General features: G+C 72.6%; 26 protein-coding genes and 1 tRNA gene. 18 read left to right on the top strand and 9 right to left on the bottom strand.

Annotated elements, in window-relative coordinates; all coding sequences use genetic code 11:
* The first annotated feature begins 36 nt into the window (after positions 1 to 36).
* Together DI005_RS19325 and DI005_RS19330 are read left to right on the top strand one after the other, a co-directional pair.
* Positions 37 to 1,431: an FAD-binding oxidoreductase gene (locus DI005_RS19325; RefSeq protein WP_113643014.1), complete on the top strand. Its 1,395-nt coding sequence runs from the start codon at positions 37 to 39 to the stop codon at positions 1,429 to 1,431.
* Between the two features lie 93 nt (positions 1,432 to 1,524).
* Positions 1,525 to 2,463, top strand: coding sequence for an endonuclease/exonuclease/phosphatase family protein (locus tag DI005_RS19330; protein WP_199542993.1), 939 nt, complete (start codon positions 1,525 to 1,527; stop codon positions 2,461 to 2,463).
* Between the two features lie 18 nt (positions 2,464 to 2,481).
* Here DI005_RS19330 and DI005_RS19335 read toward each other — a convergent pair whose 3' ends face one another.
* Positions 2,482 to 2,757: a hypothetical protein gene (locus tag DI005_RS19335; protein ID WP_112274271.1), complete on the bottom strand. Its 276-nt coding sequence runs from the start codon at positions 2,755 to 2,757 to the stop codon at positions 2,482 to 2,484.
* 114 nt (positions 2,758 to 2,871) lie between these two features.
* On the opposite strand from DI005_RS19335, the gene DI005_RS19340 reads away from it, so the two are divergent.
* Positions 2,872 to 3,753 carry an AAA family ATPase gene (locus DI005_RS19340; RefSeq protein WP_147263868.1) on the top strand — a complete coding sequence of 294 codons (882 nt, stop codon included), beginning with the start codon at positions 2,872 to 2,874 and terminating at the stop codon, positions 3,751 to 3,753.
* An 89-nt stretch (positions 3,754 to 3,842) separates the two neighbouring features.
* Here DI005_RS19340 and DI005_RS19345 read toward each other — a convergent pair whose 3' ends face one another.
* Positions 3,843 to 4,217 (bottom strand): co-chaperone YbbN, encoded by a 375-nt coding sequence (locus DI005_RS19345; RefSeq protein ID WP_112274275.1) that lies wholly within the window; start codon positions 4,215 to 4,217, stop codon positions 3,843 to 3,845.
* Between the two features lie 66 nt (positions 4,218 to 4,283).
* On the opposite strand from DI005_RS19345, the gene DI005_RS19350 reads away from it, so the two are divergent.
* The 3 genes from DI005_RS19350 (at position 4,284) to DI005_RS19360 (ending at position 8,295) form a co-directional block, all read left to right on the top strand.
* A complete protein-coding gene (locus tag DI005_RS19350) occupies positions 4,284 to 4,913 on the top strand; it encodes an alpha-ketoglutarate-dependent dioxygenase AlkB (protein WP_112274277.1) in 630 nt (209 codons plus the stop codon).
* 70 nt (positions 4,914 to 4,983) lie between these two features.
* Entirely contained in the window at positions 4,984 to 6,264 is a 1,281-nt protein-coding gene (locus tag DI005_RS19355) for an acetyl-CoA carboxylase biotin carboxylase subunit family protein (protein ID WP_113643016.1), read from the top strand.
* 9 nt (positions 6,265 to 6,273) lie between these two features.
* The gene (locus tag DI005_RS19360; RefSeq protein ID WP_113643035.1) at positions 6,274 to 8,295 is read left to right on the top strand and encodes a CocE/NonD family hydrolase; all 2,022 of its coding nucleotides are present in this window, start codon (positions 6,274 to 6,276) and stop codon (positions 8,293 to 8,295) included.
* 65 nt (positions 8,296 to 8,360) lie between these two features.
* On the opposite strand, the gene selB is transcribed toward DI005_RS19360, so the two are convergent.
* The 3 genes from selB to DI005_RS19375 form a co-directional block, all read right to left on the bottom strand.
* The gene (gene selB, locus DI005_RS19365; protein ID WP_113643017.1) at positions 8,361 to 10,109 is read right to left on the bottom strand and encodes a selenocysteine-specific translation elongation factor; all 1,749 of its coding nucleotides are present in this window, start codon (positions 10,107 to 10,109) and stop codon (positions 8,361 to 8,363) included.
* Complete coding sequence (gene selA / locus DI005_RS19370; protein ID WP_113643018.1) at positions 10,097 to 11,389, bottom strand: L-seryl-tRNA(Sec) selenium transferase; 1,293 nt, start codon at positions 11,387 to 11,389, stop codon at positions 10,097 to 10,099. The genes selB and selA overlap by 13 nt, the downstream gene beginning before the upstream one ends.
* Positions 11,390 to 11,410: 21 nt before the next feature.
* Positions 11,411 to 11,502: transfer RNA gene (locus DI005_RS19375), tRNA-Sec, on the bottom strand.
* Positions 11,503 to 11,562: 60 nt separating this feature from the next.
* Here DI005_RS19375 and selD point away from each other — a divergent pair.
* Entirely contained in the window at positions 11,563 to 12,555 is a 993-nt protein-coding gene (selD, locus tag DI005_RS19380) for a selenide, water dikinase SelD (RefSeq protein ID WP_113643019.1), read from the top strand.
* 269 nt (positions 12,556 to 12,824) lie between these two features.
* The gene (locus tag DI005_RS19385) at positions 12,825 to 13,310 is read left to right on the top strand and encodes a YbhB/YbcL family Raf kinase inhibitor-like protein (RefSeq protein WP_233520208.1); all 486 of its coding nucleotides are present in this window, start codon (positions 12,825 to 12,827) and stop codon (positions 13,308 to 13,310) included.
* Positions 13,311 to 13,448: 138 nt separating this feature from the next.
* Here DI005_RS19385 and DI005_RS19390 read toward each other — a convergent pair whose 3' ends face one another.
* Both DI005_RS19390 and DI005_RS19395 read right to left on the bottom strand, forming a co-directional pair.
* On the bottom strand, positions 13,449 to 14,843 hold the full coding sequence (locus DI005_RS19390; RefSeq protein ID WP_113643020.1) for an aldehyde dehydrogenase: 1,395 nt from the start codon (positions 14,841 to 14,843) through the stop codon (positions 13,449 to 13,451).
* 87 nt (positions 14,844 to 14,930) lie between these two features.
* Positions 14,931 to 15,122 carry a DUF2795 domain-containing protein gene (locus DI005_RS19395; RefSeq protein WP_110339494.1) on the bottom strand — a complete coding sequence of 64 codons (192 nt, stop codon included), beginning with the start codon at positions 15,120 to 15,122 and terminating at the stop codon, positions 14,931 to 14,933.
* Between the two features lie 56 nt (positions 15,123 to 15,178).
* Here DI005_RS19395 and DI005_RS19400 point away from each other — a divergent pair, with 56 nt between their 5' ends.
* The 3 genes from DI005_RS19400 to DI005_RS19410 are packed head-to-tail and all read left to right on the top strand — an operon-like array spanning position 15,179 to position 16,708.
* Positions 15,179 to 15,748, top strand: coding sequence for a nucleotidyltransferase family protein (locus DI005_RS19400; RefSeq protein ID WP_112274290.1), 570 nt, complete (start codon positions 15,179 to 15,181; stop codon positions 15,746 to 15,748).
* The gene (locus DI005_RS19405; protein ID WP_112274292.1) at positions 15,732 to 15,998 is read left to right on the top strand and encodes a BON domain-containing protein; all 267 of its coding nucleotides are present in this window, start codon (positions 15,732 to 15,734) and stop codon (positions 15,996 to 15,998) included. Before DI005_RS19400 ends, DI005_RS19405 begins: the two co-directional genes overlap by 17 nt.
* Positions 15,995 to 16,708: a metallophosphoesterase gene (locus DI005_RS19410; protein WP_112274294.1), complete on the top strand. Its 714-nt coding sequence runs from the start codon at positions 15,995 to 15,997 to the stop codon at positions 16,706 to 16,708. Before DI005_RS19405 ends, DI005_RS19410 begins: the two co-directional genes overlap by 4 nt.
* On the opposite strand, the gene DI005_RS19415 is transcribed toward DI005_RS19410, so the two are convergent.
* Positions 16,690 to 18,762: a VanW family protein gene (locus DI005_RS19415; RefSeq protein WP_233520205.1), complete on the bottom strand. Its 2,073-nt coding sequence runs from the start codon at positions 18,760 to 18,762 to the stop codon at positions 16,690 to 16,692. The genes DI005_RS19410 and DI005_RS19415 overlap by 19 nt on opposite strands.
* Before the next feature lie 99 nt (positions 18,763 to 18,861).
* On the bottom strand, positions 18,862 to 20,463 hold the full coding sequence (locus DI005_RS19425; protein WP_113643021.1) for a serine/threonine-protein kinase: 1,602 nt from the start codon (positions 20,461 to 20,463) through the stop codon (positions 18,862 to 18,864).
* Between the two features lie 199 nt (positions 20,464 to 20,662).
* Here DI005_RS19425 and DI005_RS19430 point away from each other — a divergent pair, with 199 nt between their 5' ends.
* From DI005_RS19430 to DI005_RS19460, 7 genes are read left to right on the top strand one after another with little or no spacing between them, the layout of a single operon-like run.
* Positions 20,663 to 21,268: a hypothetical protein gene (locus DI005_RS19430; protein WP_199542995.1), complete on the top strand. Its 606-nt coding sequence runs from the start codon at positions 20,663 to 20,665 to the stop codon at positions 21,266 to 21,268.
* A 5-nt stretch (positions 21,269 to 21,273) separates the two neighbouring features.
* On the top strand, positions 21,274 to 22,368 hold the full coding sequence (locus tag DI005_RS19435; protein ID WP_233520206.1) for an SRPBCC family protein: 1,095 nt from the start codon (positions 21,274 to 21,276) through the stop codon (positions 22,366 to 22,368).
* On the top strand, positions 22,365 to 22,781 hold the full coding sequence (gene gvpJ / locus DI005_RS19440) for a gas vesicle protein GvpJ (protein ID WP_113643023.1): 417 nt from the start codon (positions 22,365 to 22,367) through the stop codon (positions 22,779 to 22,781). The genes DI005_RS19435 and gvpJ overlap by 4 nt, the downstream gene beginning before the upstream one ends.
* 1 nt (position 22,782) lies before the next feature.
* A complete protein-coding gene (locus DI005_RS19445) occupies positions 22,783 to 23,577 on the top strand; it encodes a GvpL/GvpF family gas vesicle protein (RefSeq protein WP_113643024.1) in 795 nt (264 codons plus the stop codon).
* Between the two features lie 4 nt (positions 23,578 to 23,581).
* Positions 23,582 to 23,833: a gas vesicle protein GvpG gene (locus DI005_RS19450; RefSeq protein WP_112274305.1), complete on the top strand. Its 252-nt coding sequence runs from the start codon at positions 23,582 to 23,584 to the stop codon at positions 23,831 to 23,833.
* 5 nt (positions 23,834 to 23,838) lie between these two features.
* Positions 23,839 to 24,132 (top strand): gas vesicle protein GvpO, encoded by a 294-nt coding sequence (gvpO, locus tag DI005_RS19455; protein ID WP_369973601.1) that lies wholly within the window; start codon positions 23,839 to 23,841, stop codon positions 24,130 to 24,132.
* Positions 24,129 to 24,563 carry a gas vesicle protein gene (locus DI005_RS19460; RefSeq protein WP_112274309.1) on the top strand — a complete coding sequence of 145 codons (435 nt, stop codon included), beginning with the start codon at positions 24,129 to 24,131 and terminating at the stop codon, positions 24,561 to 24,563. The genes gvpO and DI005_RS19460 overlap by 4 nt, the downstream gene beginning before the upstream one ends.
* Positions 24,564 to 24,588 lie beyond the last annotated feature (25 nt).

Raw genomic sequence — 24,588 nt, forward strand, 5'->3', positions numbered from 1 at the left:
TTGGACTTCTGGTGCGCCCCGCCGCAGGCTGGCTTCATGACCGCTTCCGCGACCCACCTCGAGGACCTCGCCCACCACCTCCGCGGCCCGCTCCACCTTCCCGACGACGAAGGCGGCGAGGGCGGGGAGGGTTACGCCGACGCGCGCTCCGGCTTCCAGCTCGGGCTGACCCACCGGCCCGCCGCGATCGTGGAGGCCCTCGACACGGCCGACGTGCGCGCGGTGGTGCGGTACGCGACCGCCAACGGGCTCGGCGTGGCGGTGCAGGCCACCGGCCACGGACTCGTCGCACCCGCCACCGAGGACGCGGTGCTGATCAGCACGCGGCGCATGGACACCGTGCGCGTCGACCCGGCGGAACGCACGGTGTGGCTCGGCGCCGGGGTGCGCTGGCGACGGGTGCTCGACGCCGCCGGTGAGCACGGGCTGGCTCCGCTGAGCGGTTCCTCGCCAGACGTCGGCGCGGTGTCCTACACCCTCGGCGGAGGCCTCGGCCCGCTCGCGCGCCGCTACGGCTACGCCGCCGACCACGTGCGCCGCGTCGAGCTGGTCACCGCCGACGGCGAGGTCCGCGAGGTGAGCGCCGAGGAGGACCCTGACCTGTTCTGGGCGCTTCGCGGGGGCGGCGGCAACTTCGGCGTCGTGACGGGGCTCGAGCTCGGCCTGGTGCCGGTGGCGCGGCTCTACGGCGGCGGGCTCCTCTTCGACGGCACCCACGCAGGCGAAGTGCTGGAGGCGTACCGGAACTGGACGGCGACAGTGCCCGACGAGCTGACGTCGTCCGTCGGCATGGTGCCCGTGCCGGACGCACCGGAGGTGCCTGAACCGTTGCGGGGCAAGTATCTCGTGCACGTGCGCATCGCCCACCTCGGCGGCGTGAGTGAAGGCGAGGCGCTGGTGGCTCCGTTGCGGGCCGTGGCGCCGCGCCTGCGCGACGACCTCGGCGAGCTGCCGTACTCCGCCTCGCCCTCGATCTACAACGACCCCGCCGATCCGCACTCGTATGTGGGCGACAACGCGTTCGTGCACGGGCTCGACGCGGCGGCGCTGCGCGCGATCGTCGACCTCGCCGGGCCGGACTCACCCGTGCCGTGCGTGGTCGACCTCCGGCACCTCGGCGGCGCGCTGCGGCAAGGCGGCGTCGACAGCGCGGTCGGGCACCGCGACGCCGGGTTCCTCGTGCGCGTGCTCTCCGGCCTCGACGGGGAGGTGGACGCCGCAACGGCCCGCGCCGCGCACGCACGCGTGCTCGCCGCGCTGGCGCCCACGACGCTCGGCCGGTCGCTTAACTTCGTGTACGGCACGGTGACCGACGCGCGCACGGGCTACGACCCCGGCGACCACGAGCGGCTCGCGGCGCTCAAGACCGTCCACGATCCCGCGAACGTGTTCCGCTTCAACCAGAACATCACCCCGGCGACGAGTGCGTGAACAAGGAAGGAAGGCCCTTGCCGCCCGGCGCCGCCGAGACGACAGTGAGCACGTCACTGTCGTCTCGGGGGGCGCCGGTGAACGGAGGTCGTGATGATCGCGATCGGCACGTGGAACCTGGAGAACCTCTTCAAGCCCGGTGGAGAAGCCGGGCCGAGAACACAAGACGCTTACGAGGCCAAGCTCGCGGCGCTCGCGGACACGATCCGGAGCCTTGAGCCGGACGTCCTGGCGGTGCAGGAGGTCGGCGATCCGGAAGCACTGCGTGAGCTAGCCGCCCGCGTGGGCGGTGACTGGGAGATCGAGCTCGCCGAGCCCGACGCGCGCGGCATCCGGGTCGGGTTCCTCTCGCGGCTGCCGCTGACCGACCGCGAGGAGGTCGCGCGGTTTCCCGAGAAGCTCGCCGCCGTGCAGGTGGACGACGACGGGCGCACGACGGGCCGCATGGGCAGGCCGGCGCTGAAGGCTGTCGTCCGCGCGGGCGGGCTGGACGTGACGCTGGTGTCGTGCCACCTCAAGTCGAAGCTGCTGACCTTCCCCGGCGGCCGGTTCTCGCCGAGGGACGAGGACGAGCGTGCCAGGTTCGCCGTCTACGCGCTTGGCCGCAGGGCCGCGGAGGCGGCGACCGTCCGCGGGTTCGCGACGCGTTTGCTCGACGGCGAGGGGCAACAGCGGGCGCTGGCGGTGCTGGGCGACCTCAACGACGAGCAGTACGCGGCCACCACGACATTGCTACAGGGACCGCCCGGCTCGGAGTTGCACACGCCTGGGTTCGGCCGCTCCGACCGGGGCGACGGCGCACGGCTGTGGAACCTCGCCCCGCTGATCGAGGAGAAACACCGCTTCTCCAGGACCTACCAGGGTCGCCGGGAGCTGATCGACCACGTCCTCGTCAGCCACCGGCTCGTCGGCTCGGTGAGCGCGGTGCTCACCGGCGAGGGCGGTGACTCGGTGACCGACGACCCGGCAGACCGGCGCGACGCGCCCGGCTCGGACCACCGGCCCGTGCTCGCGCGGCTCGACCTCGGCTGAACGACCTCCGACCGGGGCTCAGACGGGGTCCAGCTCGCCCGCCTCCACCGGCGTCGGCGGCACGAGCTCGCTCTCCGTCTCGCGACCGGGATGGGTCCACAACACCACGTGGGCGCCCTCCTCGGCACCGGCGGTGCCCACGGGACGCTGCGCCGTGACCACACCCGTCGTCGGCTCGGCGCCGTCGTCGGGCCCGACGGGGACCAGACCGGCACGCCGCACGATCGAGCACGCGTCCTGCGCCCCGAACCCGACCACGTCGGGCACCTCGGTCACCGGTCGAGGTCGATGCATGGTCCAAGTGTAGGAGGCTTGTCGACCTGGCGGGCGGTTCCGGATGGCGGCTTCACCGGCTGCGTGAACGGTCGGGTCTTCCCCCACGGGCCCTTCGGGTCGCACACTGGGAACGTGGTCAACGGACCGCGTTCCACCGTCCGCGAGCGGGCCCGAGCGCTCGCGCAGTGCCATGCCGTCGCCGACCGCGGCCGCGAGAGCAGGTGGGAGGCGATGCGCGAGCGCTGGCGTGCCGTGGGCAGAGCCCGTCATCCGGGCGAGATCCAGCGCCTCGCCGGTGAGTTCCTGGCCGGGCGCGAGCCGCTGTTCGCCGACCGGGCCGAGCGGGGCAGGGTGATCGCGGACTCCCGCGGCGGCTGGGTCGACGGGCTCGACGAGGCCGCGGGCGTCGCCGCCGGGTTGGAGGCGGAGGGCCGGGCCGAGGACGCGGCACTGCTGCTCGACGAGTACACCGAGCACACCGGCGACCCGGCTCCCGACACGCTGCGCCACCATTTCCTCGCCTGGCACGCGCTGGCAGGCGGCCACGCCGAGCGCGCGCTGCGGCACCTGCGGCAGGCGACCGTGCGGCTGATCCTGGTGGGCGGGCTGCCGGGCTCGGGCAAGTCGACCCTCAGCTGCGCGCTGGGCGACCACCTGCACGCGCCGGTGCTCAGCCTGCGCGACCAGGAGCACGCCGAGCGGTCCTACCCCGAGCTGCTCCGGCGCGCGGCGACCCGGCTCGGCATGGGCACGTCCGTGGTGCTCGACGCGTCATGGATGGCGCCGGACCACCGCATGGCGGCTACCGACCTCGCCAGGGACACCCACAGCAAGCTCGTGCGGCTGTGCTGCTGGGCGCCTAAGACCATGACGGCGCGCAGGGGCGGATCGGGCTCGGAGAAGTGCGCGCAGGCGGAGTCGCACGTCAACCCGTGGCCGGGTGCCTACACGATCATCACCGCGGGCAGCCCCGCCGACTCGCTCACCCAAGCCCTCGACCTGGTCCAGCTCTGACGCCCGTCATGCAGTGAAGGCCACCTTCACTGCGTTCAGCGCAGTGAAGGTGGCCTTCACTGCAAGGGCTGTCAGCGATGGCGCAGCTCTCAGGCCTGCTTGTCCTCGGCCTGCTTGTCGAGTTCCCTGCGGACCTCGTCCATGTCCAGGTCGCGCACCTTGCCGATCAGCTGCTCCAGCGCGTGCTCGGGCAGCGCGCCCGGCTGGGCGTACAGCAGCACGCCGTCGCGGACGGCCATCAGCGTCGGGATCGACGAGATGCCGAACGCCTGCGCGATCGAGGTCTGCGCCTCGGTGTCGACGGTGCCGAACACGATGTCGGCATGCCGGTCCGCGGCCTGCTCGTACACGGGCGCGAACTGACGGCACGGCCCGCACCACGAGGCCCAGAAGTCGACCAGCACGATGCCGTCCCTTCCCACGACCTCCTCGAAGTTGTCGCTGGTCAGCTCCACGGTCGCCATGCGAATCCCCGCTTTCCGCTCCACTTGGGGTAGAACACTTGTTCGATCACCGGTAGGCTCACCGGCATGGATGTCGCACTCCAGGGTTCCCTGTTCGGCGCCAGCGATGCCACCTCGCTCGGCCCGCTCCACGACGTGCGGCGCACGGAGCTGGGCTCGGGCGCGTGGGTCGACGTCCTGCCGGGTTGGCTGACGGGGGCCGACGCGTTGTTCGACCGGCTGGTCACGCGGGTGCCGTGGCACGCGGAGCGCAGGCGGATGTACGACCGCACCGTGGACGTGCCGCGCCTGCTCAGCTTCTACGGCGAGGACGACGAGCTGCCGGACCCGGTGCTCACGCGGGCGCGGGAGCTGCTGACCGAGCACTACGGCGCCGAGCTCGGTGAGCCGTTCCGCACCGCGGGGCTGTGCTACTACCGCGACGGCCGGGACAGCGTCGCGTGGCACGGCGACACGATCGGCAGGGGCAGCACCGAGGACACGATGGTGGCGATCCTGTCGGTGGGCGCGCCGAGGGCACTGCTGCTGCGGCCGAGGAACGGGCCAGGCGGCACGGTGCGCTACGGGCTGGGGCACGGCGACCTGATCGTCATGGGCGGCTCGTGCCAGCGCACGTGGGAGCACGCCGTCCCCAAGACGAGCAAGCCGGTGGGCCCGCGCATCAGCATCCAGTTCCGGCCTCGGGGCGTGCGGTGACGCCGGTTTAACACCTCGGCCAATGGTCATCCTGGGACCACGAATCAGGGTTTCCCAGAAAGGACCGAGCGTGCCCGAGAACATCTTCGTCCTCGGACTCGACGACGCGAACCGCGAGGTGCTCGAACGGCTGCCCGGCGCGGAGAACTACCGGTTCCACGGCCTGCTGGACGTGGACGCCATGCGGATCGGCGATACCGACTACGACCGGCTGCTCGCCAGGGCCGACCGGGAGCTCGACGCGTTCGACGGGCCGGTGCACGCGATCACGGGGTACTGGGACTTCCCGGTCACCTCCCTGGTTCCGGCGCTGTGCGAGCCGAGAGGGCTACCGTGCCCGAGCCTGGAGTCCATCGCCAAGTGCGAGCACAAGTACTGGAGCAGGCTCGAACAGCGCGCGGTGATCGACGAGTACCCCGGATTCGGGCTCGTCGACCTCGACGGCGAATCCGCCCTCCCAGAAGGGCTGCGATACCCGGTGTGGCTCAAGCCGGTGAAGTCCGCCTCGTCCAAGCTCGCGTTCGAAGTGGACGGTGATGCCGCGCTCGCCGACGCCGTGCGGGCGATCCGGGAGGGCATCGACGACGTATCCGGTCCGTTCGACGCCGTCCTCGCCAGGCTGGACCTGCCGCCGGAAATCGCCGAGGCCGGCGCGCGGGCGTGCCTGGCCGAGGAGGCGGTCGGCGGCGCGCAGATCACCGTCGAGGGCTACAGCGTAGACGGCGAGCCGCACGTGTACGGTGTGGTCGACTCGGTGTCCTATCCGGACAGTTCGAGCTTCCTGCGCTACCAGTACCCCTCGGCGCTGCCCGCCACGGTGCAGGAGCGCGTGTCGGACATCTCGAAGCGGCTCTGCAAGCGGCTGGGCCTGACCGCGACCACGTTCGACATCGAGTTCTTCGTGGAGGAGGACGGCGACCGCGTGTGGGTGCTGGAGATCAACCCACGGCTGTCCCAGTCGCACGCCCGGCTGTTCGAGCACGTGGACGGTGTGTCCAACCTGCACTGCATGGTGAGCCTCGCGCTCGGCCGCGACCCGCGGATGCCGCGGCGCGAGGGCCGGTACGCGATGGCCGCCAAGTGTTTCCTGCGCCGGTTCACCGACGGCGTCGTGCGCCGCGTGCCGACACCGGAGGAGGTCGAGCGGATCGAGCGCGAGGTGCCGGGCGTCTCGATCGACGTGACGACCGAGAAGGGAGCGCGGCTGTCCGAGCAGTACGCGGCCGACAGCTACAGCTACGAGCTGGCCGACCTCCACATCGGAGCCGACGACCAGGCGGAGCTGACCGCGAAGTACGAACGGTGTGTTAAGGCGCTGCCGTTCGAGATCGAGGAGCGAGCCGACGACTAGGAGGCTTTGTTGCGGACGGTGACCTCACTGCCGTACGAGGTGCGCGAGGACGACTGCGTCTGGATCCCGATGTCCGACGGCGCGCGGCTGTCGGCCCGGGTCTGGCGCCCGGTGTCGGCGGACGACCAACCGGTTCCGGCGATCCTGGAGTTCATCCCGTACCGCAGGCGCGACCTCACCGCGCAGCGCGACTCGGTGCACCACCCCTATCTCGCCGGGCACGGCTACGCCGCCGTGCGCGTGGACCTGCGCGGCAGCGGCGACTCCGACGGCATCCTCGCCGACGAGTACCTGGAGCAGGAGCTCGCCGACGGTGAGGAGGTGCTGGCGTGGCTTGCCGAACAGCCGTGGTGTGACGGCAATACCGGCATGATGGGCATCTCGTGGGGCGGGTTCAACGCGCTGCAGATCGCCGCGCGGCGCCCACCCGGCCTCGGGGCCGTCGCGACGCTCAGCTCGAGCGACGACCGCTACGCCGACGACGTGCACTACATGGGCGGCTGCCTGCTCTCGGACAACCTGTCGTGGGCGTCGACGATGTTCGCGTACAACTCGTGCCCGCCGGACCCGGCGGTGGTGGGCGAGCGCTGGCGCGAGATGTGGCTCGACCGCCTCGAGCACAACGAACCCTGGCTCATCGAGTGGTTGCGCCACCAGCGCAGGGACGACTACTGGCGGCACGCGTCGGTGTGCGAGGACTACCGGGCGGTCGGCTGCCCCGTGCTGGCCGTCAGCGGCTGGGCCGACGGCTACTCGAACTCCGTCTTCCGGCTGCTCGCCGAGCTCGACGTGCCGAGGCAGGGCCTCATCGGACCGTGGTCGCACAAGTACCCGCACCTCGGCGAGCCAGGCCCGGCGATCGGCTTTCTGCAGGAGCTGGTGCGCTGGTGGGACCACTGGCTCAAGGGCGAGGACAACGGTGTGCTGGACGAGCCGATGCTGCGGATCTGGATGCAGGAGAGCGTGCGGCCGTCCACGGCCTACGAGGAACGGCCCGGCCGCTGGATCGGCGAGCCGAGCTGGCCGTCGCCGCACGTGGACGCGCAGCGGCTCACGCTGCTGCCCCACCGGATCTCCGCCGACGGCGCCGCCGAGCCGGAACGCGAGCTGAGCGTGGAGTCGCCGCTGTCGGTCGGCCAGTTCGCGGGAAAGTGGTGCTCCTACAACGCCCCGCCCGACCTGCCCTACGACCAGCGCGAGGAGGACGGCGGGTCGCTCGTCTTCGACAGCGAGCCGCTGCGCGAACGCCACGAGATCCTCGGCGCGCCGGTGGCGGAACTGGAGCTGGCCGCCGACCGGGAGTGCGCGATGGTGGCCGTGCGGCTGTCCGACGTGGCACCGGACGGCAGGGCCACACGCGTGAGCTACGGCCTGCTCAACCTGGCACACCGCCACGGGCACGACCGCCCGGAGCCGCTGGTGCCCGGCGAGCGCTACCGGGTGCGGGTGCCGCTCAACGGTGTGGCGCAGGCCTTCCCCGCGGGGCACCGGATCCGGCTCGCGATCTCCACGTCGTACTGGCCGCTCGCGTGGCCACCGCCGGAACCGGTGCGGCTCAGCGTGTTCGCGGGCAGCAGCACGCTGGAGCTGCCGGTGCGCCCGCCGAGGCAGGACGAGCCCGTGCCCACGCCCTTCGGCGAGCCGGAGGGCGCGCCGCCGATCACCACCACGCGCGTGCGCCCCGGCGACGGGCGGTGGACGGTGTCGCGGGACCTCGTGGACTACCACTCGGCGCTGGAGGTGGTGAAGGACCTCGGCGTGGTCCGGTTCGAGGACATCGGGCTCGACGTGCACCGCAACGCCTACGAGAAGTACGAGTGGGTGCGTGACGACTTCGGCTCCGTGCGCGGCAGCGTCGACTGGACGATGCGGTTCGCGCGCGGCGACTGGGACGTGGAGACCACGACGTCGACCACACTCACGTGCACGCCCACGGAGTTCCACGTGCACGCGCGGCTCGACGGCTACGAGGGCGGGCAACGCGTGGTATCCCGCAACTGGGACACCAGGATCCCCCGCGACCACGTCTAGCCAGCTGCAGTGAAGGCCACCTTCACTGCGTTGAACGCAGGCATGGTGGCCTTCACTGCAGCGGGTCAGGCAATGCCGCGCAGGCGGCGGGCGCCTTCGGCGTCCCGCACCGTGACGCCCTCGGCGTCGAGGCGTTCCAGCAGCGGCACGGCCACCCGCCGCGTGGTGCCCAGGGCACGGCGGGCCTCGCTCACCGTGAACGGCTCGGCGAGCCCGCTCAGCACCCGCTCCGCGTGCCGGAGCGCGCCGGGCGCGAGCACGACCGTCTCGGTGAGCCGCAACAGTTTCCCCGCGCGTTCGGCGGCGGCCAGTTCCCTCGCGCCAAGGCCGAGCGCGGCGAGGTCGTCGGCTTCGGGTGCGCGGAACGGCTCCTCGGCGAGGCCGCGCAGGATCCCGGCGACTGCGCGTTCGACGTTCTCCGGCAGTGTGCCCGCGCGCCCCGGGCTCGCGACGAGCCCATCGTGGACGGTCAGCCCGGTACCCCCCAGCGCGGTGGGCAGCAGAGCCGGGGGCACCCCCAGCGCCCGCCGCAGCGCGTCGACAGGCATCCCGGCCGCGAGCGGTTCGGCGGTGGTGAACGCCTCGACGGCCTCGGCCGCCCGCGCGGGCAGAGCGGCGAGCAGGTCCGCGTCGACGGCCCACTCACCCGCCGTCACGCCGGCGTGCTCCCAGCCGAGCGCCCGCAGCCGCGTCAACGGCACCGCGCCGTGGCGGCGCACGTGGGCGGCGGCGAGGTCGCCGCGCTCCAGCTCGTGCGCCCGCGCGCTCGCCGCGCCCCGGCGGCGCAGGGCGGGCGGTGCGGGGTCCAGCACCTCGGCCCCCGCGGGGACCCGGTGCTCGCCGGGATCGCGCAGCAGACCGGTGTCTCCGGCCCGCAACGGCAGCGGGCTCGCGAGCGTGAGCCGTGCCGTGTCCGTCCCCAGTGGACGGACGCGGCACGGCACCGCCGCGGCGCCGACATGGAGCACCAACTCGCGATGGAGATCGGCGGCCTTGTCGCCACGCAGCCGCACATCGAGCTCCCGGGTGTTCTCCCACGCTCCCGGCGTGATGAGCGCGTCACCGCGCCGCACCCGGTCGCGGCCGACACCCCGCAGGTTCACCGCGACCCGCGCCACCGCGGGCACCTCCTCGCGGGCCTCGCCGAGCGACTGCAGGCCGCGCACCACGACACGCTCGCCCGTTCCGGCGAGCGTCAGCTCGTCGCCGCCACGAAGGGTTCCGGCGCCGAGGGTGCCGGTGACGACGGTTCCGGCGCCGCGCACGGTGAACGCGCGGTCGACCCACAGGCGCACGTCGCCGGTTCGCTCGGGCGCGGGCAGGCGGCGGACGAGCGCGAGCAGTTCCTCGCGCAGCACCGGCAACCCCTCGCCGGTGTGGCCGCTGACCGCGACGGCGGGCACCTCGCCCAGCGTCGTCGTCGCGATGCGGTCCCTGGCCGAGGCCAGCACCGGCGCGGGATCCGCGCGGTCGGCCTTGGTGACCACCAGCAGGCCGTGGCGCACCCCGAACGCGTCGAGTGCGGCGAGGTGCTCGCCCGACTGCGCCTGCCAGCCCTCGTCGGCGGCGACCACGAACACCGCCGCGGCGACCGGCCCGGCCCCGGCGAGCATGTTGGGCACGAACCGTTCGTGGCCCGGCACGTCCACGAACGCCAGCACCTCGCCGTCGAGCTCGGTCCAGGCGAAGCCGAGGTCGATGGTGAGTCCGCGGCGCCGCTCCTCGGCGAGCCGGTCGGGCTCCATTCCGGTGAGCGCGCGCACGAGGGTCGACTTGCCGTGGTCGACGTGCCCCGCGGTGGCTAGGACGTGCATCGGGCCACGGCCTCCCGCAGGGACCGGTCGTCGGCGGGCGCGACCGTCCGCAGGTCGAGCAGGCACCGGCCGCGCTCGACCCGCCCGGCGACGGCCGGGTCGCCGAGCCGGAGGCGGCGCGCGTACGACTCGGGCAGGCTCACCGCGGCGCTCGGCAGTTCCACGCCCGGCGCCCCGCCGCCGCCCACCGCCGCCCGCGACTCCACCGCCACGGCGTCGGCACCGAGGTCGCGGAGTTCGGCGGCGAGGCGCTCCGCGCGCTCCCGCAAACGTTCCGGGTCGGCGTCGAGCGCGGCACGCACGGGCGGGACCGGACCGCGCAGGGTCGCTTCCAGCGCCGCCAGGGTCAGCTTGTCGACCCGCAGCGCCCGCGCGGCGGGATGGCGGCGCAGGCGCTCGACGAGGTCGTGCTCCCCGAGCAGCAGTCCCGCCTGCGGGCCACCGAGCAGCTTGTCACCGCTGCCGGTGACGAGCGCGGCACCGGCGCGCAGCACCGTGGTGGCGTCCGGCTCGCCCGGCAGGAGCGGATCGGGGCGCAGCAGCCCGGACCCGATGTCGGCGACCACCGGCACGCCGAGTCCGGCGAGCTCGCCGATCCGGGCCTCGGCGGTGAACCCGCTGACGCGGAAGTTGGACGGGTGCACCTTCAGCACGAACCCCGTCCGCGGGCCGATGGCCTCGGCGTAGTCGCGCGCCGTGGTGCGGTTCGTGGTGCCGACCTCGCGCAGCCGGGCCCCGGTCGACGCCAGCAGTTCCGGAATCCGGAAGCCGTCGCCGATCTCGACGAGCTCACCCCTGCTGACGACGATCTCCGCGTCCTGCGCCAGTGCGAGTGCGCAGAGCAGCAGCGCGGCGGCGTTGTTGTTGACCACGTGCACGGCGCCCGCGTCGGGAACGGCCTCGGCGAGCGCGGCCAGCGCGCCGCGGCCCCGCCGGGCACGCTGCCCGGTGCGGAGGTCGAACTCGACGTCGGTGCCGCCACCCGCGGCGCGCACGGCGTCGAGCGCCGCCGCGGACAGCGGTGCGCGGCCGAGGTTGGTGTGTACCACGATCCCGGTGGCGTTGAGCACGGGCCGCAGCGACGAGGCCGTGGCGGGCAGGGCGGCGACGGCCTCCTCGGCGACGTCCTCCGGGGCGATCTCCCCGGCGCGGGCGCGGTTCTGCGCGGCGACGACGGCCGCCTTCACCAGCGCGGGACCAAGCTCGGCCACCGCCTTCGCGAGCCTCGGCTCGGCGAGCAGCGTGTCGGTGCGCGGGATGCGCCGCCGCGGGTCGGTCATGGCGGCGCCCCCTCGCCTCGGCGGAGGCGAACGGGAATCGAACCCGCCAACGACAGTGCCTGCCGTTCCACGGTTTTGAAGACCGCGCCGGTCACCAGGCCGGAAGCGCCTCCCTGGGACATGCCGCCATCTTCGCAAGGCGCGTCGGCGTCCGCAGCGCGAGGATGGGTGGCATGGCTTACCGACTCACGCAGTACGCACACGGCGGCGGCTGTGCCTGCAAGATCCCGCCCGGCGAGCTGGAAGAGGTGGTGCGCGGCCTGACCGGCGGCGGGCCCGCCGAGCCGCACGGGGAACTGCTCGTCGGCCTCGACGACGGCGACGACGCCGCGGCGGTCCGGATCGAGGACGGGAAGGCGCTGATCGCCACCACCGACTTCTTCACGCCCGTCGTGGACGATCCCTATGACTGGGGCCGGATCGCGGCGGCGAACGCGCTGTCGGACGTCTACGCGATGGGCGGGCAGCCGGTGGTGGCGGTGAACCTGCTGTGCTGGCCGCGCGAGACCTTGCCGTTCGAGCTGGCGGCCGAGGCGCTGCGCGGTGGCAAGGAGGTGTGCGCCAGCGCGGGCTGCCACCTCGCCGGCGGTCACAGCGTGGACGACCCGGAACCAAAGTACGGCCTCGCGGTCACCGGTGTCGGTGACCCGGATCGCTTGCTGCGCAACGACTCCGGCCGCGCGGGGCTGCCGCTGTCGCTGACGAAGCCGCTCGGGCTCGGGATGCTGAACGCACGGCACAAGGCGACCGCGGAGCGCTTCGAGCAGGCGATCGAGGTGATGACCACGCTCAACGACACCGCGGCGGAGGCGGCCGTGGCCGCGGGGATCAGGTGCGCGACCGACGTGACCGGCTTCGGGTTGCTGGGCCACCTGCACAAACTGGCGCGGGCCAGCGGTGTCACCGCGGTGGTCGACGCGGCCGCGGTGCCCTTCGTGGACGGTGCGCGCGAGGCGCTGCGCGCGGGGTTCGTGCCGGGTGGCAGCCGCCGCAACCTCGACTGGGTCCGCCCGCACACCGAGCTCGGCGTGGACGAGGAGACCGCGTTGCTGCTGGCCGACGCGCAGACATCCGGCGGCCTGCTGCTCGCGGGCGAGATCCCCGGCGCACCGGTGATCGGCGAGCTGGTGCCCCGGCGCGGGGACACCACACTGGTGGTGCGCTGAGGTTTGCCGAGGTTTGCCGCCCCCGGTGCCGGCAATTCCTGTGGTTGATCGGGAAAGGAGGAGCCATGCCGGATCCGGGAAGCCACGGCTACGACGTCAAACGTGCTCGGCTGCGCTCCGAGTACGAGGACAGCGGAGTGAACGACCAGCGCGCGGACCGCGCCGCGAACGAGGAGCTGCGGCGGGAGCACCCCGCACGCCCGCACGGCGACCCCGACCGCGCGGCGGGCCCGAAGGGCACCCGGGGCACCAGCCGGGGCGACCCGGCCATCGACGCCGAGGGCAACCCGCCCGGGCCAGGCGAGGGCGAGCTGGAGCTACGCAGCGCGGCGTTCACCGACCACACGCTGATCCCCGACCGCTACGCCCACCACCGCGACAACGTCTCACCGCCGCTGGAGTGGACGCGGGCGCCGGATGGGACGGAGGAGCTGGCGCTGGTGTGCGAGGACCCGGACGCGCCGGGCGGGACGTTCACCCACTGGGTCGTCACCGGGCTCGCTCCCGACTGCACCGGCGCCGACGAGGGGCGCCTGCCTTCCGGGGCGACGCCGGGGCGCAACGGCTTCGGCGAGCTGGGCTGGGGCGGCCCGCAGCCGCCGGTCGGTGACGACGCGCACCGGTACTTCTTCCGGCTCTACGCCGTCGACCGCCCGCTGGGACTCGGCGAGGGCGCGAGCGCGGAGGACGTCCACGCCGCCGTGGACGGGCACACCCTCGCGAAGGGCAACCTGGTGGGCCTCTTCGCCCGGTGACCACCCGCACACCTTCGACGCGAAACCCCCTTTCGCGGCGGCGCCAACCGGCCCCCAAGGCCACCTTTGTTGCGTTGAGCGCAACAAAGGTGGCCTTGGGGGCGTTCAGTCAGGCCTTGGGGGCGTTCAGTCAGGGGGTCAGGGGGCGGGTTCGACGTGGACCACCTTGGTGGTGGTCATCTCGTCGAGGAGCTCCGGGCCGTAGCCGAAGCCCTGGCCGCTGGCGCCCCTCGGCTGGGCCGCGCCGCCAGGGGCGCCGCCGAACACGGCGTTGACCTTCACCGTGCCCACCGGCAGGGCGCGCCACGCACGCTGCGCGTGCTCCATCGAGCGGGTCAGCACCGTCGCCGCGAGGCCGTACCGGTCCGCGCACGCCATCCGAAGCCCCTGGTCGAAGTCGTCGACGACACACACGGGCGCCACCGGCCCGAACGTCTCCTCCCGCATGATCGCCAGGTCCGGCGCGCAGTCGGCCAGCACCGTGGCCGGGTACCGCGCCCCGGGCCCCTCGGGAACCACGCCGCCCGCGCACAGCCGTGCCCCCGCGGCGACCGCGTCGGCGACCTGCCCGTGCACCTTGTCCCGGTGCGGCAGGTCCACGAGCGGCAGCAGGCCGAGCCGCTCGGCCTCGCCCGTCAGGGCATCGACGAACGGCTCGGCGATCGCGCGGTGCACGTAGACCCGCTCCACCGCGACGCAGATCTGGCCGCTGTTGGCGAACGCGCCGGTCGCGGCCTGCTCCGCCGCCCACGCGGGGTCCACGTCGCCGTCGACGAGCAACGGGTCGTTGCCCCCGTTCTCCAGCAGCACCTTCGCGCCCGTCCGCGCGGCCGCGCCGGCGATGGCCCGCCCGGCCTCCGTGCTGCCGACGTGCGCGATGAGGTCGACGCCCTCACTGCCGGCGAGCCACGCGCCGACCTCGCCGTCGCCCGCCAGGCACGTCAGCACGCCCTCGGGCAGGTACGGCGTGATCAGCTCGCCGAGCAACAGGCCCGTGTGGGGACAGCGCTCGCTCGGCTTGTGCACCACCGTGTTGCCGGTCGCCAGCGCGGCGCCGACCAGGCCGCACGCCACGGCCACCGGGTCGTTCCACGGCGTCAGCACCACAGCCACGCCCCTCGGCTCGGGCACCATCAGGTCGGTCGCGCCGGGATCGCCGAGCAGGCTGCGCCCCCTGTGCACGGGTCCAAGCTCGGCGTACTGCTCCAGCGTGCCCGCCCCCGCGAGCACGCCCTCCTTCGCGTCCTCGGCGGGACGGCCGGTCTCGGCCTCGTTCACCCGCGCGAGGTCGTCGGCCCGATCGCGGATCGCGGCAGCCGCCGAGCGCAGCGCGGCTCCCCGTTCCGCGGCGGGGGTTCCCGCCCACGCCACCCGTGCCGCCCGCGCCGCGGCGACCGCGTCGGTGACGTCCTGCCTGCTCGCCTTGGCGACCCTGCCGACGAGCCCGCCGTCGAGCGGGCTGTCGATGCGGATGGCGTTCGGCTCGTCGGGTCCGGCCGAGGGCAGGTCGAGTTCAACGGCGAGATCGGTCATGGCACACCTCCTGCGGCGAGGATGGGCCGCAACCGTCCGCCATAAACGTGGCCCCGCCCCGCCGCGTGGAGGTCGCCGTCGGGTCTCTCAGGTCTTGGAGTACTCCGCGCTCACCGCGTTCGGACCGTCGTAGGTGCGCTCGGGCAGGGAGCGCAGGTGCTCCAGCACGTCGTCGTCCGCGCCCTTGCTCCTGGCGTGCTCGACGAGGTCGTCCCTCGAGCACGGGTAGTCCACTCCGGCCAGGTACTTCTGCATCTGGATCGGGTTCGGTTGTGCCATCACCGCATCACCTCCACACGGCGCATACCCACGAGCCGAGCGGGTAACCGAACACGATGGAGGTCGACCAGGAACAGCTGCTGCGCACCATCACGAGGGTGGTGAACACGCTCAAGGCGGGCGGGCTGCGGTTCGCGCTCGCCGGAGGCTGCGCGGTGTACGCGCGTGGCGGGCCCGCCTCCGATCACGACGTGGACATCTTCGTCACCGAGCAGGACGCCGGTGTCGCGCGCAAGGCGCTCATCGCGGAGGGCATGCGCGCCGCGGACCCACCGGAGGACTGGCTCACCAAGGTGTACGACGGCGACTGCCTCGTGGACCTCATCTTCAGGCCCAACCAGCGCGCGGTGACGCCCGAGCTGCTCGACAGCTGCGACGAGATCCGGGTCGGCGCCACCTCGGCGCCGGTGCTGCCCGCCACCGACGTGATGGTCGACAAGCTGCTCGTGCTCGGCCCGCACCGCTGTGACCTCACACCGCTGCTGCCGATCGCGAGGGCGCTGCGCGAGCAGGTCGACTGGGCGCGGGTGGAGCGCGAGACCGCCGGTTCGCCGTACGCGCGGGCCTGTCTCGGCCTGCTCACCGATCTCGGCGTGAAAGGAGCGTCCGATGCTGAACCCGGGTAACGGCGAGGCACCCGAGTACGTCGCGGCGAGGATCCGCAGAGCGCTCGCGGAGGACCCGCGCACCGCGGAGCTCGGTATCCAGGTGACCGTGAAGGGCGAGCACGTGTACCTCTGCGGGTCCGTGGCCTCCCAGCATTGCAAGGAGGAACTGGACCGCGTGGCACACGAGAAGGAACCCACGCTGACCGTCCACAACGACGTCGACGTGGTCGAGGCGGGCGAGCCCGGCGAGCCGGAGGTGCTCCGATGATCCGCATCGCGGCCGTCGGCGACGTGCACCTCGGCCCGGACGCACAGGGCAGGCTTCGGCCCGCGCTGGAGCACCTGCCCGAGCACGCGGACGTCCTGCTGCTCGCGGGCGACCTGACCCGGCACGGCACTCCGGAGGAGGCGCGCGTGGTCGCCACCGAGTTCCAGGACGTCGGAGTCCCGGTGCTCGCCGTGCTCGGCAACCACGACCACCACGGCGACGCCGTGCCCGAGGTCACCGAGGTGCTCACCGAGGGCGGCATTCAGGTGCTGGAGGGCGACGGCGTGGTGCTGCCCATCGACGGGCACCGCCTCGGCGTGGCCGGGGTGAAGGGCTTCGGCGGCGGATTCGAGGGCCGCTGCGCGAGCGCGTTCGGAGAGCCGGAGATGAAGGCGTTCGTCGGGCACACCATCGAGATCGCAGGCAAGCTCCAGTCCGCGCTGGAATCGCTGTCGTGCGACATCCGGGTCGCGCTCATGCACTACTCGCCCGTGCCGGACACCCTGCACGGTGAACCGCTGGAGATCTACCCGTTCCTTGGCGCCTACCAGCTCGGCGAGGCCGTGGACGCCAGCGGAACACACCTCGCGGTGCACGGCCACGCCCACGCCGGCTGCGAGCGCGGCGTGACGCCCGGCGGCGTCCGGGTGCGCAACGTGGCGCAGCCGGTGATCCGCTCGGCGTTCACCGTCTACTGCGTGGAGCCCTGAGCGCCCTCGGGGTTCACCCCGTCCGTGGCGTCCGGTGTGGACGGTGGCTGCTCGCTCTCGCCCTGCCCGCCGTCCGCCGGCTCGGGGGACGGCCGCGGGGTGGGCTCGGGTTCCGGCTCCGGTTCGGGTTCCTCGCACACGATGGCGGGCTGCGGGTTGTAGACGACCGTGCGCGGCTCGCGCCGGACCACCTCGCCCGTGGCTACGTCGCGGAGGATCCGGGTGTCGGTCACGCTGAAGCCGCTGGCGCCGCTGCTCGGCGAGCAGGTCTCGATCGGCTCCACCTGCACCGGCGGCGACGTGTAGCCGAAGCGCTCGCCGGTCACGGACTCCACGTCGTAGCGCTTGGTGCCCCACAGCCGCACGGTGATGTCCGACTCCGTCCAGATCGTCTGGATCACCACGCCGGTCTCCGAGTCGTTGGTGAACTTCAGGTCGATGACGCTGGAGCCGTCCGGGTTCTGGTACACCGTGGCCTCGCGGCCCTCCGGGTATCGGCTGATGTAGTAGCTGTGCTCCTTGTGCTCGGTGTCCTTCATCCCGGCGAAGTACGCGGCGTTGTAGAGCGTGGTCGCGAACTGCGAGATGCCGCCGCCGACCGCGCGGCCCGGCACGCCGTTGGAGATCACGCCGGCGGCGACGTAGCCCTGTTCGAGTCCGCGGGGACCGGTGAACCCGTTGAGGCTGAACGTCTCCCCCGGTTTCACGACCGCCCCGTCGACCTTCTCGGCAACGGTGCGGATGTTGATGCCCGAGTCGTAGGCGAAGCCCTCGGTGGTGAACTCGCCGATGACCTCCTTGATGCCGAGCCGCTGCGCCTCCTCGGTGGTCAGCGCCGCGGGCTGCGCCGCGTACGTCGCTGTGATCGCGCGCTCGCCGCGCTGCTTCAGCACGTCGGGCAGGCCCGCCAGCGTCTTGTCCCAGTCGATGCCGCGGCCGTGCGCGGACGGCTCGATGCGCACGGAGCCGCCCGCGAAGACGAACCGGGCGTCGCGGCCGCGCTGTTCGGTGGGTGCGAGCTCGGCGCCGACGGCGTCGAGGACGGCTTTGCGGTCGATGCGCGGGGCGAGCGAACCGTCCTCGCGCGCGGTGAACTTCAGCGCCGCCGCGATCGCCTCCGGCTGCAGCACCGCGTCCCTTCCCTCGCCGTGCACGGTGACGGGCCCGGACACCGCCGGGGTGGCGATCTGCTCCAGCGCCGCGCGCACGGTCTCGGGGGTGCTGCGCACCGGGAGGGTGGACACGGGCAGCGACAGCGTGCCCTCGGCCGGCCAGTACCGCAGGATCCGGGAGCCGGCCTCGGCGACGTCGAGCTTCACCCCCTCCTCCGGGTCCTGCGCCACGGGAGTGAGTCCCTCGAAGCGGACCGTGCCCTCGGCGGCGTCGCGGTCGACCGCGGCCCGCAGTCGCTCCACCTCGGCGTCGAAGCGGCGGGGGTCGGCCTCGGAGACCACGCCGATGTCGTCGCTGGAGAAGAACGACGCGATCCTGGTGAACGGGTTCAGCGGCTGCCGCGCGGCCTCCGCTACGGTGGCGGCCCAGTCGACGCGCAGGCCGACGGCGGCCGGGTCGAGGGTGTGCGACGTTCCCGCGGCGGCCAGCTCGACCGGCCCGGTGAGCCGGGGTTCCAGCTCGGTGCGCAGCAGCTGCTCGGCGTCCTCGGTGCTCATGCCGCCTACGTCGACACCGGCGACAACCGTGCCCCTGGCCACGTCGCCCTGGGTCACCAGCAGGTCGAGGCCGTAGAGCAGTGCGAGCCCGCCGACCACGGCACCCGCGATGACACCGGCCTTCCGCAGCTTCCGCCGGTCGGGGCCGGAGTCCACTGCGGACTCCGTGGGCTCCGCGGACTCCGCTGCCTCGGCGGGCCCCGCTGCCTCCGTGAGCTCCGTGGGCTCGGTGGCCTTCGCGGACTCCGCTGCCTCGGTGGGCTCCGTGGGTTCGGTGGGTTCGGTGGATTCCCCGGACCCGGGTGCGGTCGGCTCGGTGGTCTCCGCCTCCTGGCGGGTCTCGTCGTCCGGCTGCGGTTCGGTCGAACTGTTCTCCTGAGACACGGTTTCCCCGACTGATCTACTGGTGCGGCAGAAGAGGTGAGCTGGCCAAAACTACCTCACCAGACCGGGTTCGATGATCACTACCCCGGTCGATCACGCTCAGCCGTCGTCGTCCGAGTCCCGTGCGCCCCGGCGTTTCTTGTCGCCCTTGCCCCCGTTCTCGATCTTGCGCGAGGAGACGAGCTCGTCGGAGTCGATCAGCACGTCGCCGCCCTCGGTCACCATGCCGAGCCGGTGCACCTCGCGGTACACGTCACCGCCGTCCACGGTGAACTCCAGCGCCACCTGCACGGTCTCCTCGTTCAGCGCCCGAGGGCCGCTGACCACCTCGACCCTCTTGATCTCGTCCCAGAACTCCTCGTACTCGTCCCTGCCCTGCTCACGCAGGCCCGGCCCCAGCGCGGCCCAGCCCGCGTCGGTGTCGTCGGGCAGTGCCGCGTAGTAGTCCTCGACGGCGTCGACCAGCTCTTCCGGGTCGGCCGTCTCGGAGGTCGGTGCGGGGCTCGAGAGACTCGACGAGACGGCGGTGGTGGCGGCCGCGGCGGTCGTGGTCGCGGCGGTGGTGGTCGCGGCGCCCGCACCCGCCGAGGCACCCGCGCTGTTCGTGGCGTTCACCAGCAGCTCGGCCGCGAGTATCCCGAGCGCCGCCGCGGCCAGCACGGCCAGCGCCGTCAGCGCGATGCGCCTGCCCTGCGAGGACTGCGGGGGCGGCGCCTGGCCCGGCGGCATCCGCGAGACCGCGGCCTGCGGCGGCGGGGACGTCGGAGGCGGGGGCAGCGGCGAAGCCGGGTGGAGGTCGAGCCGGGTCGCCGGCCTGCGCGGAGGCGGCGCGGGAGCCGTCGCGGGCAGTGTCGGCGGGTCGGCGACGGGTGGCTGCTTGCCGTCGGCGACGGCCTGCAGCGCCTCGGCGACCCAGGCCATCGTCGGCCGCGCCGAGGGCTCGGTGCTCAGCATCGCCTGCAGCTGGGCGGTGAGCGGGCCCGCCTGGCGCGGCGGGATGGTCTGCCCGGTCGCGACCGTGTGCAGCAGCGCGATCTCGTTCTCGGTGTTGCCGAACGGGGGCCGGCCCTCGACCGCGGCGTAGAGCGTCGCGCCGAGGGAGAAGACGTCGGAGGCGGGCCCGGGTTCGCTGCCGCGCGCCGCCTCGGGAGAGAGGAACGCGGGTGTCCCGGCGAGCAGGCCCGTGCTGGTGACCGTGATGTCCCCTGCGGCGCGGGAGATGCCGAAGTCGGTGATCTTGGTGGTGCCGTCGTCGCCGAGCAGGATGTTGCCGGGCTTGACGTCCCGGTGGATGACGCCCGCCGTGTGCGCGGCGGTCAGCGCCGAGGCGACCTGCGCGCCGATGCGGGCCACCTCGACCGGCGGCAGCACGCCCCGCTCGTCGAGCACCGCGGAGAGGCTGCGCGAGGGCAGGTACTCCATCACCAGCAGCGGCCGGCCGTCCTCGTCGGCGACGTTGTACAGCGAGATGGCGTTGGGGTGCTGCAGTCGCGCGGCGATGCGACCCTCCCGGAACGCGCGCTGCCGGGCCTTCTCGGTCTCGGCCTCGTTCAGCCCGGGTGGGAGCAGGAGCTGCTTGACCGCCACCGTGCGATCGAGACGCTCGTCCACGGCCCGCCACACGACCCCCATGGCGCCGCTGCCGATGCGGCTCTGGAGGCGGTAGCGGCCGCCGACCACGCGTCCCTCTTCGTCACTCAACGGCGCCTCCCCTGTCACGCGGACAGATTAGAGCGTGTGTGTCGCCGTGCCCCGGCGAGGACCCGGCACATGCTGCGCCACCTGGAGTAATTCGCCTCCGAGCGGCGCCACAGCGTTTCGTCGTCACCCAATGGTGGTAACTCGTCCGTGGGCAAGGCTCGGCAGTTAGCAAACCACCGTTGATCGAAGGAGATCGATCATGAAAGGCGGGGCACAGGTAGCCGCGGCAGTCGGCGCGGGGTACCTCCTTGGGCGCACTCGCAAGATGCGGCTGGCGCTGATGATCGCCGCGGCGGGCGCGACCGGAAAGCTGGGCGGAGCGCCCCGCGAGCTGCTGCAGCAGGGGGTCAAGCGGCTCGCCGCATCGCCCGAGCTGAGCAAGATCACCGACAGCGTGCGCGGCGACCTCGTCGACGCGGCCAGGTCGGCGGCGATGGCGGCGGCGAGCAGCCGGATCGACTCGCTCAACGACCGGCTGCAGGGCGTCCGCGCACCAGGGACCGGCAAGCGCGACGAAGCCGGAGCAGCCGAGGACGAGGACTACATCGACGCCGAGGAGGCGGAGACCGAGGAGGAGCCAGGCGAGGACGAGGAGGCCGAGGACACCGGCGAGCTGGAGGACACCGAGGAATCGGAGGAATCCGAAGAGCCTGAGCCCGAGGAGGAAGAGGAACCGGAACCGCCCCGGCGCAGGCGCGCAGCGCAGACCCGGTCGGCGCCGAGCCGGTCCTCGCAGGGCAGGACCACCCGTACCCGCGCTACGCCGGCCCGTGGCCGGGCGCCCGTGCGGCGTACCGGGAGGTGAGGGCAGTGGCCACGAGGACGGCGTCGAAGGCCGCAAAGGCCGCGGGCAGCGCGGCGAAGAACACCGGCGAGGGCGCGGCGAAGACGGCGGGTGACACCGCGAAACAGGCCGGCAGCGCACTGACCCCCTCCGAGCTGCTCAAGCAGGCGATGGGACAGCTCGCCACGACCATGGCGGAGCGGGCGGCGTCGTCGGTGACCGACCGTGTGTCCGCGACAGCGGAGCGGCTCAACCACTACGCCGAGAGCGGCGGCAGTGGTGGCCTCAAGGCCGCGCTGACCGGCGCCTCGAAGCTAGCCGAGGGCAAGTCGCCGGCGTCGGCCGCGATGAGCGCCGGGTTCAGCCGCGTGAAGGACAAGGTCAAGGACGCGGTCGGTGGGCTCACGCCCGGCGGCGGTGGTGGCGGCACTGGCGACAAGGTCAAGGTCACCAACATCGTCGAGTCGATCGACGTCGGCGTGCCCATCGACCTCGCCTACAACCAGTGGACGCGGTTCACGGACTACCCGCGCTTCATGAAGAAGGTCGAGCGGGTCGAGCAGGTCTCCGACGAGAAGCTCGAGTGGAAGGCGCAGATCTTCCTCTCCCACCGCACGTGGGAGTCGACCATCGAGGAGCAGGTGCCGAACGAGCGCATCGTGTGGCGGTCCAAGGGCGAGAAGGGCTACGTCGACGGCGCGGTGACGTTCCACGAACTCGGACCCCAGCTGACGCGGATCGTGCTCGTGCTCGAGTACCACCCGCAGGGCTTCTTCGAGAAGACCGGCAACCTCTGGCGCGCACAGGGCCGCAGGGCCCGGTTGGAGCTCAAGCACTTCCAGCGCCACGTCATGGCGCACGCGCTGCTGCACCCCGAGGAAGTCGAGGGCTGGCGCGGGGAGATCCGGCAGGGCGAGGTCGTCGACGAACAATCCGAGGAAGAGTCCGAGGAAGAGCCCGAAGAAGAGTCCGCAGAGGACGAGAACGCAGAGGACGAGAACGCGGAGAACCCGCCCGAGGAAAGAACAACGGAAGGCAACGACCGGGAGGAGTCCCGGCCCCGTCGCCGGCGCACGGCGTCGGGGAACACGACGCGCAAGACCCGAGGAGGTCGTTCGTGACCACAGCTGTCCAGCCGGCAGGCGGCGGAGGAGGAGGGTTCGACCGGCCCTCGTCCTCCAGCCTCGCCGACGTCATCGACACGATCCTGGACAAGGGATTGGTGATCGATGCCTACGTGCGCGTCTCGCTCGTCGGCATCGAGCTGCTGACCATCGACGCGAGGATCGTCGTGGCCAGCGTGGACACCTATCTGCGGTTTGCCGAGGCAGTGAACCGGCTCGACATCTCCGACAACGAGCAGAAGGGCCTGCCCGACCTGATCCAGGACATGAACGAGGGCGGGGCCAAGTCGAGGACCAAGGGCGCGCTCGAAGCCGCGGGTGACAAGCTCAAGGACTTCCTCGCCGAGCCCGCCGACGAGGGCGATCGGGAGCCGGTGAACCGTGGCCGCAGGCGAAAGGACGAGGACTGACATGGCTGACACCGCCGACACCCAGGCGAGCGAGGGCAACGAGCGCGACACCGTCGCCTACATCTACGGCATCGTGCCCGCCGATGTGGAGAGCGACCCCGAGGCGCGGGGCATCGGCGACCCGCCGAGCGAGATCGCGGTGGTGCGGCACGGCGACATCGCTGCGCTGGTGAGCCACATCAGCTCCGACAAGCCGATCGGCAAACCCGAGGACCTCACCGCACACGCGCAGGTCCTCGACGCCACCGCCGGCGTGGCGCCCGTGCTGCCGCTGCGTTTCGGTGCCGTGGTCTCCGATGAGGATGCCGTGACGAGTGAACTGCTCGCCGAACACCACGACGAGTTCGCCTCCGCGCTGCGCGAGCTGGACGGCAAGGCGGAGTACGTGGTCAAGGGCCGCTACGACGAGCAGGCCGTCCTCAAGGAGATCCTCCAGGAGAGCGAGGACGCCGCGCGCCTGCGCGAGGCCGTCAAGGAGAAGCCGGAGGACGCCGCCCGGAACGACCGCATCGCGCTCGGCGAGCTGATCAACAACGCGATCGCCGCCAAACGCGAGGTCGACACCCGCAAGGCCGTCGAGAAGCTCGGCGAGCTGGGCGTCACCGTGAACGTGCGGGAGCCCACGCACGAGCGCGACGCCGTCTACGTCGCGTGCCTCGCCGAGGTCGCCCGGCAGAGCGACCTCGAGAAGGTCGTCGGCGAGCTGGCGAACGCATGGGAGGGCAGGGTCCACATGCGACTGCTCGGCCCGCTCGCCGCGTACGACTTCGTCGTGACGAAGCAACCGCAGGAGTGAGGACATGGGTGTGGTCTCGTTCATCCTCGGCCTGCCGCTGGCCCCGGTTCGCGGTGTGATCTCCCTCGGCAGGGTGATCCAGGAGCGTGTCGAGACCGAGATGCGCGATCCGGCGTCGGTGCGCCGGGACCTCGAGGCCGCCGAGGAGGCCAGGGAGGCGGGCGAGATCTCGCCGGGCGAGGAGGCGAGAGTGCAGCAGGAGGCTCTCGACCGCATGACCGGTGAGCCGGAGTCACCGGGCGCCGTGAAGGAGTGATGGCAGTGGCAGGCAAGCAGGGCGCGTCCGAACTGCCCGCTCCGGAGGCCGCCGAGGTCGCGCTGGAGCACATCGGCAAGCTGACGGGCCGCGAGATCGTGGGCGTCACGTCGGTGGAGCCCACCGACGACGGTTGGCGCGTGGAGGTCGAGGTCGTGGAGGAACGGAGGATCCCCTCCACCTCCGACCTCCTCGCACTGTACGAAGTGGACTTGGACCTCGGGGGCGAGTTGCTCGCCTACCGAAGAACCCGCCGTTTCAACCGCGGCAGGGGCGACTCGGGGAACGGGATGGCATGACCGAGATCGGACAGCCGGCGTCCTCCGCGCTCGGGTCCTCGCAGGCATCCGGAGGCCACCAGCCCGCCAACCTCGGCGACATCCTCGAGCGGGTGCTCGACAAGGGCCTCGTGATCGCGGGTGACATCCAGGTCAACCTGCTCGACATCGAGCTGCTGACCATCAAGCTGCGGCTCGTCGTCGCCTCGCTGGAGACGGCGAAGGAGGTCGGCATCAACTGGTGGGAGAACGATCCGTGGCTCACCGGCAGCAACGGCACCAGGGAGCTCGAGCGGGAGAACCAGGAGCTCCGCGAGCGGATCGCGCGGCTCGAGTCGGGCCGGGACGAGCCGAGGCAGGTCGAGGCCGCGAGCGACGAGGACGAGCCGGTGGACGTGGTGAACGGCGAGCTCGCCGAGGAGGAGGAACCCGCCCGCGACGAGCGGCGCTGAGGCGCTGGCGCGCTGATGGAAGGTG

The sequence above is a fragment of the Prauserella sp. PE36 genome (assembly GCF_003311655.1).
Taxonomy (GTDB): domain Bacteria; phylum Actinomycetota; class Actinomycetes; order Mycobacteriales; family Pseudonocardiaceae; genus Prauserella_A; species Prauserella_A endophytica.

Coding starts and splice junctions, on each gene's coding strand:
- DI005_RS19325 (WP_113643014.1), top strand. CDS start 37: ATGACCGCTTCCGCGACCCACCTCGAGGACCTCGCCCACCACCTCCGC.
- DI005_RS19330 (WP_199542993.1), top strand. CDS start 1,525: ATGATCGCGATCGGCACGTGGAACCTGGAGAACCTCTTCAAGCCCGGT.
- DI005_RS19350 (WP_112274277.1), top strand. CDS start 4,284: ATGGATGTCGCACTCCAGGGTTCCCTGTTCGGCGCCAGCGATGCCACC.
- DI005_RS19400 (WP_112274290.1), top strand. CDS start 15,179: ATGGAGGTCGACCAGGAACAGCTGCTGCGCACCATCACGAGGGTGGTG.
- DI005_RS19450 (WP_112274305.1), top strand. CDS start 23,582: ATGGGTGTGGTCTCGTTCATCCTCGGCCTGCCGCTGGCCCCGGTTCGC.
- DI005_RS19460 (WP_112274309.1), top strand. CDS start 24,129: ATGACCGAGATCGGACAGCCGGCGTCCTCCGCGCTCGGGTCCTCGCAG.
- selB (WP_113643017.1), bottom strand. CDS start 10,109: ATGCACGTCCTAGCCACCGCGGGGCACGTCGACCACGGCAAGTCGACC.
- DI005_RS19445 (WP_113643024.1), top strand. CDS start 22,783: ATGGCTGACACCGCCGACACCCAGGCGAGCGAGGGCAACGAGCGCGAC.
- selA (WP_113643018.1), bottom strand. CDS start 11,389: ATGACCGACCCGCGGCGGCGCATCCCGCGCACCGACACGCTGCTCGCC.
- DI005_RS19395 (WP_110339494.1), bottom strand. CDS start 15,122: ATGGCACAACCGAACCCGATCCAGATGCAGAAGTACCTGGCCGGAGTG.
- DI005_RS19430 (WP_199542995.1), top strand. CDS start 20,663: ATGAAAGGCGGGGCACAGGTAGCCGCGGCAGTCGGCGCGGGGTACCTC.
- DI005_RS19410 (WP_112274294.1), top strand. CDS start 15,995: ATGATCCGCATCGCGGCCGTCGGCGACGTGCACCTCGGCCCGGACGCA.
- DI005_RS19335 (WP_112274271.1), bottom strand. CDS start 2,757: ATGCATCGACCTCGACCGGTGACCGAGGTGCCCGACGTGGTCGGGTTC.
- selD (WP_113643019.1), top strand. CDS start 11,563: ATGGCTTACCGACTCACGCAGTACGCACACGGCGGCGGCTGTGCCTGC.
- DI005_RS19405 (WP_112274292.1), top strand. CDS start 15,732: ATGCTGAACCCGGGTAACGGCGAGGCACCCGAGTACGTCGCGGCGAGG.
- DI005_RS19345 (WP_112274275.1), bottom strand. CDS start 4,217: ATGGCGACCGTGGAGCTGACCAGCGACAACTTCGAGGAGGTCGTGGGA.
- DI005_RS19390 (WP_113643020.1), bottom strand. CDS start 14,843: ATGACCGATCTCGCCGTTGAACTCGACCTGCCCTCGGCCGGACCCGAC.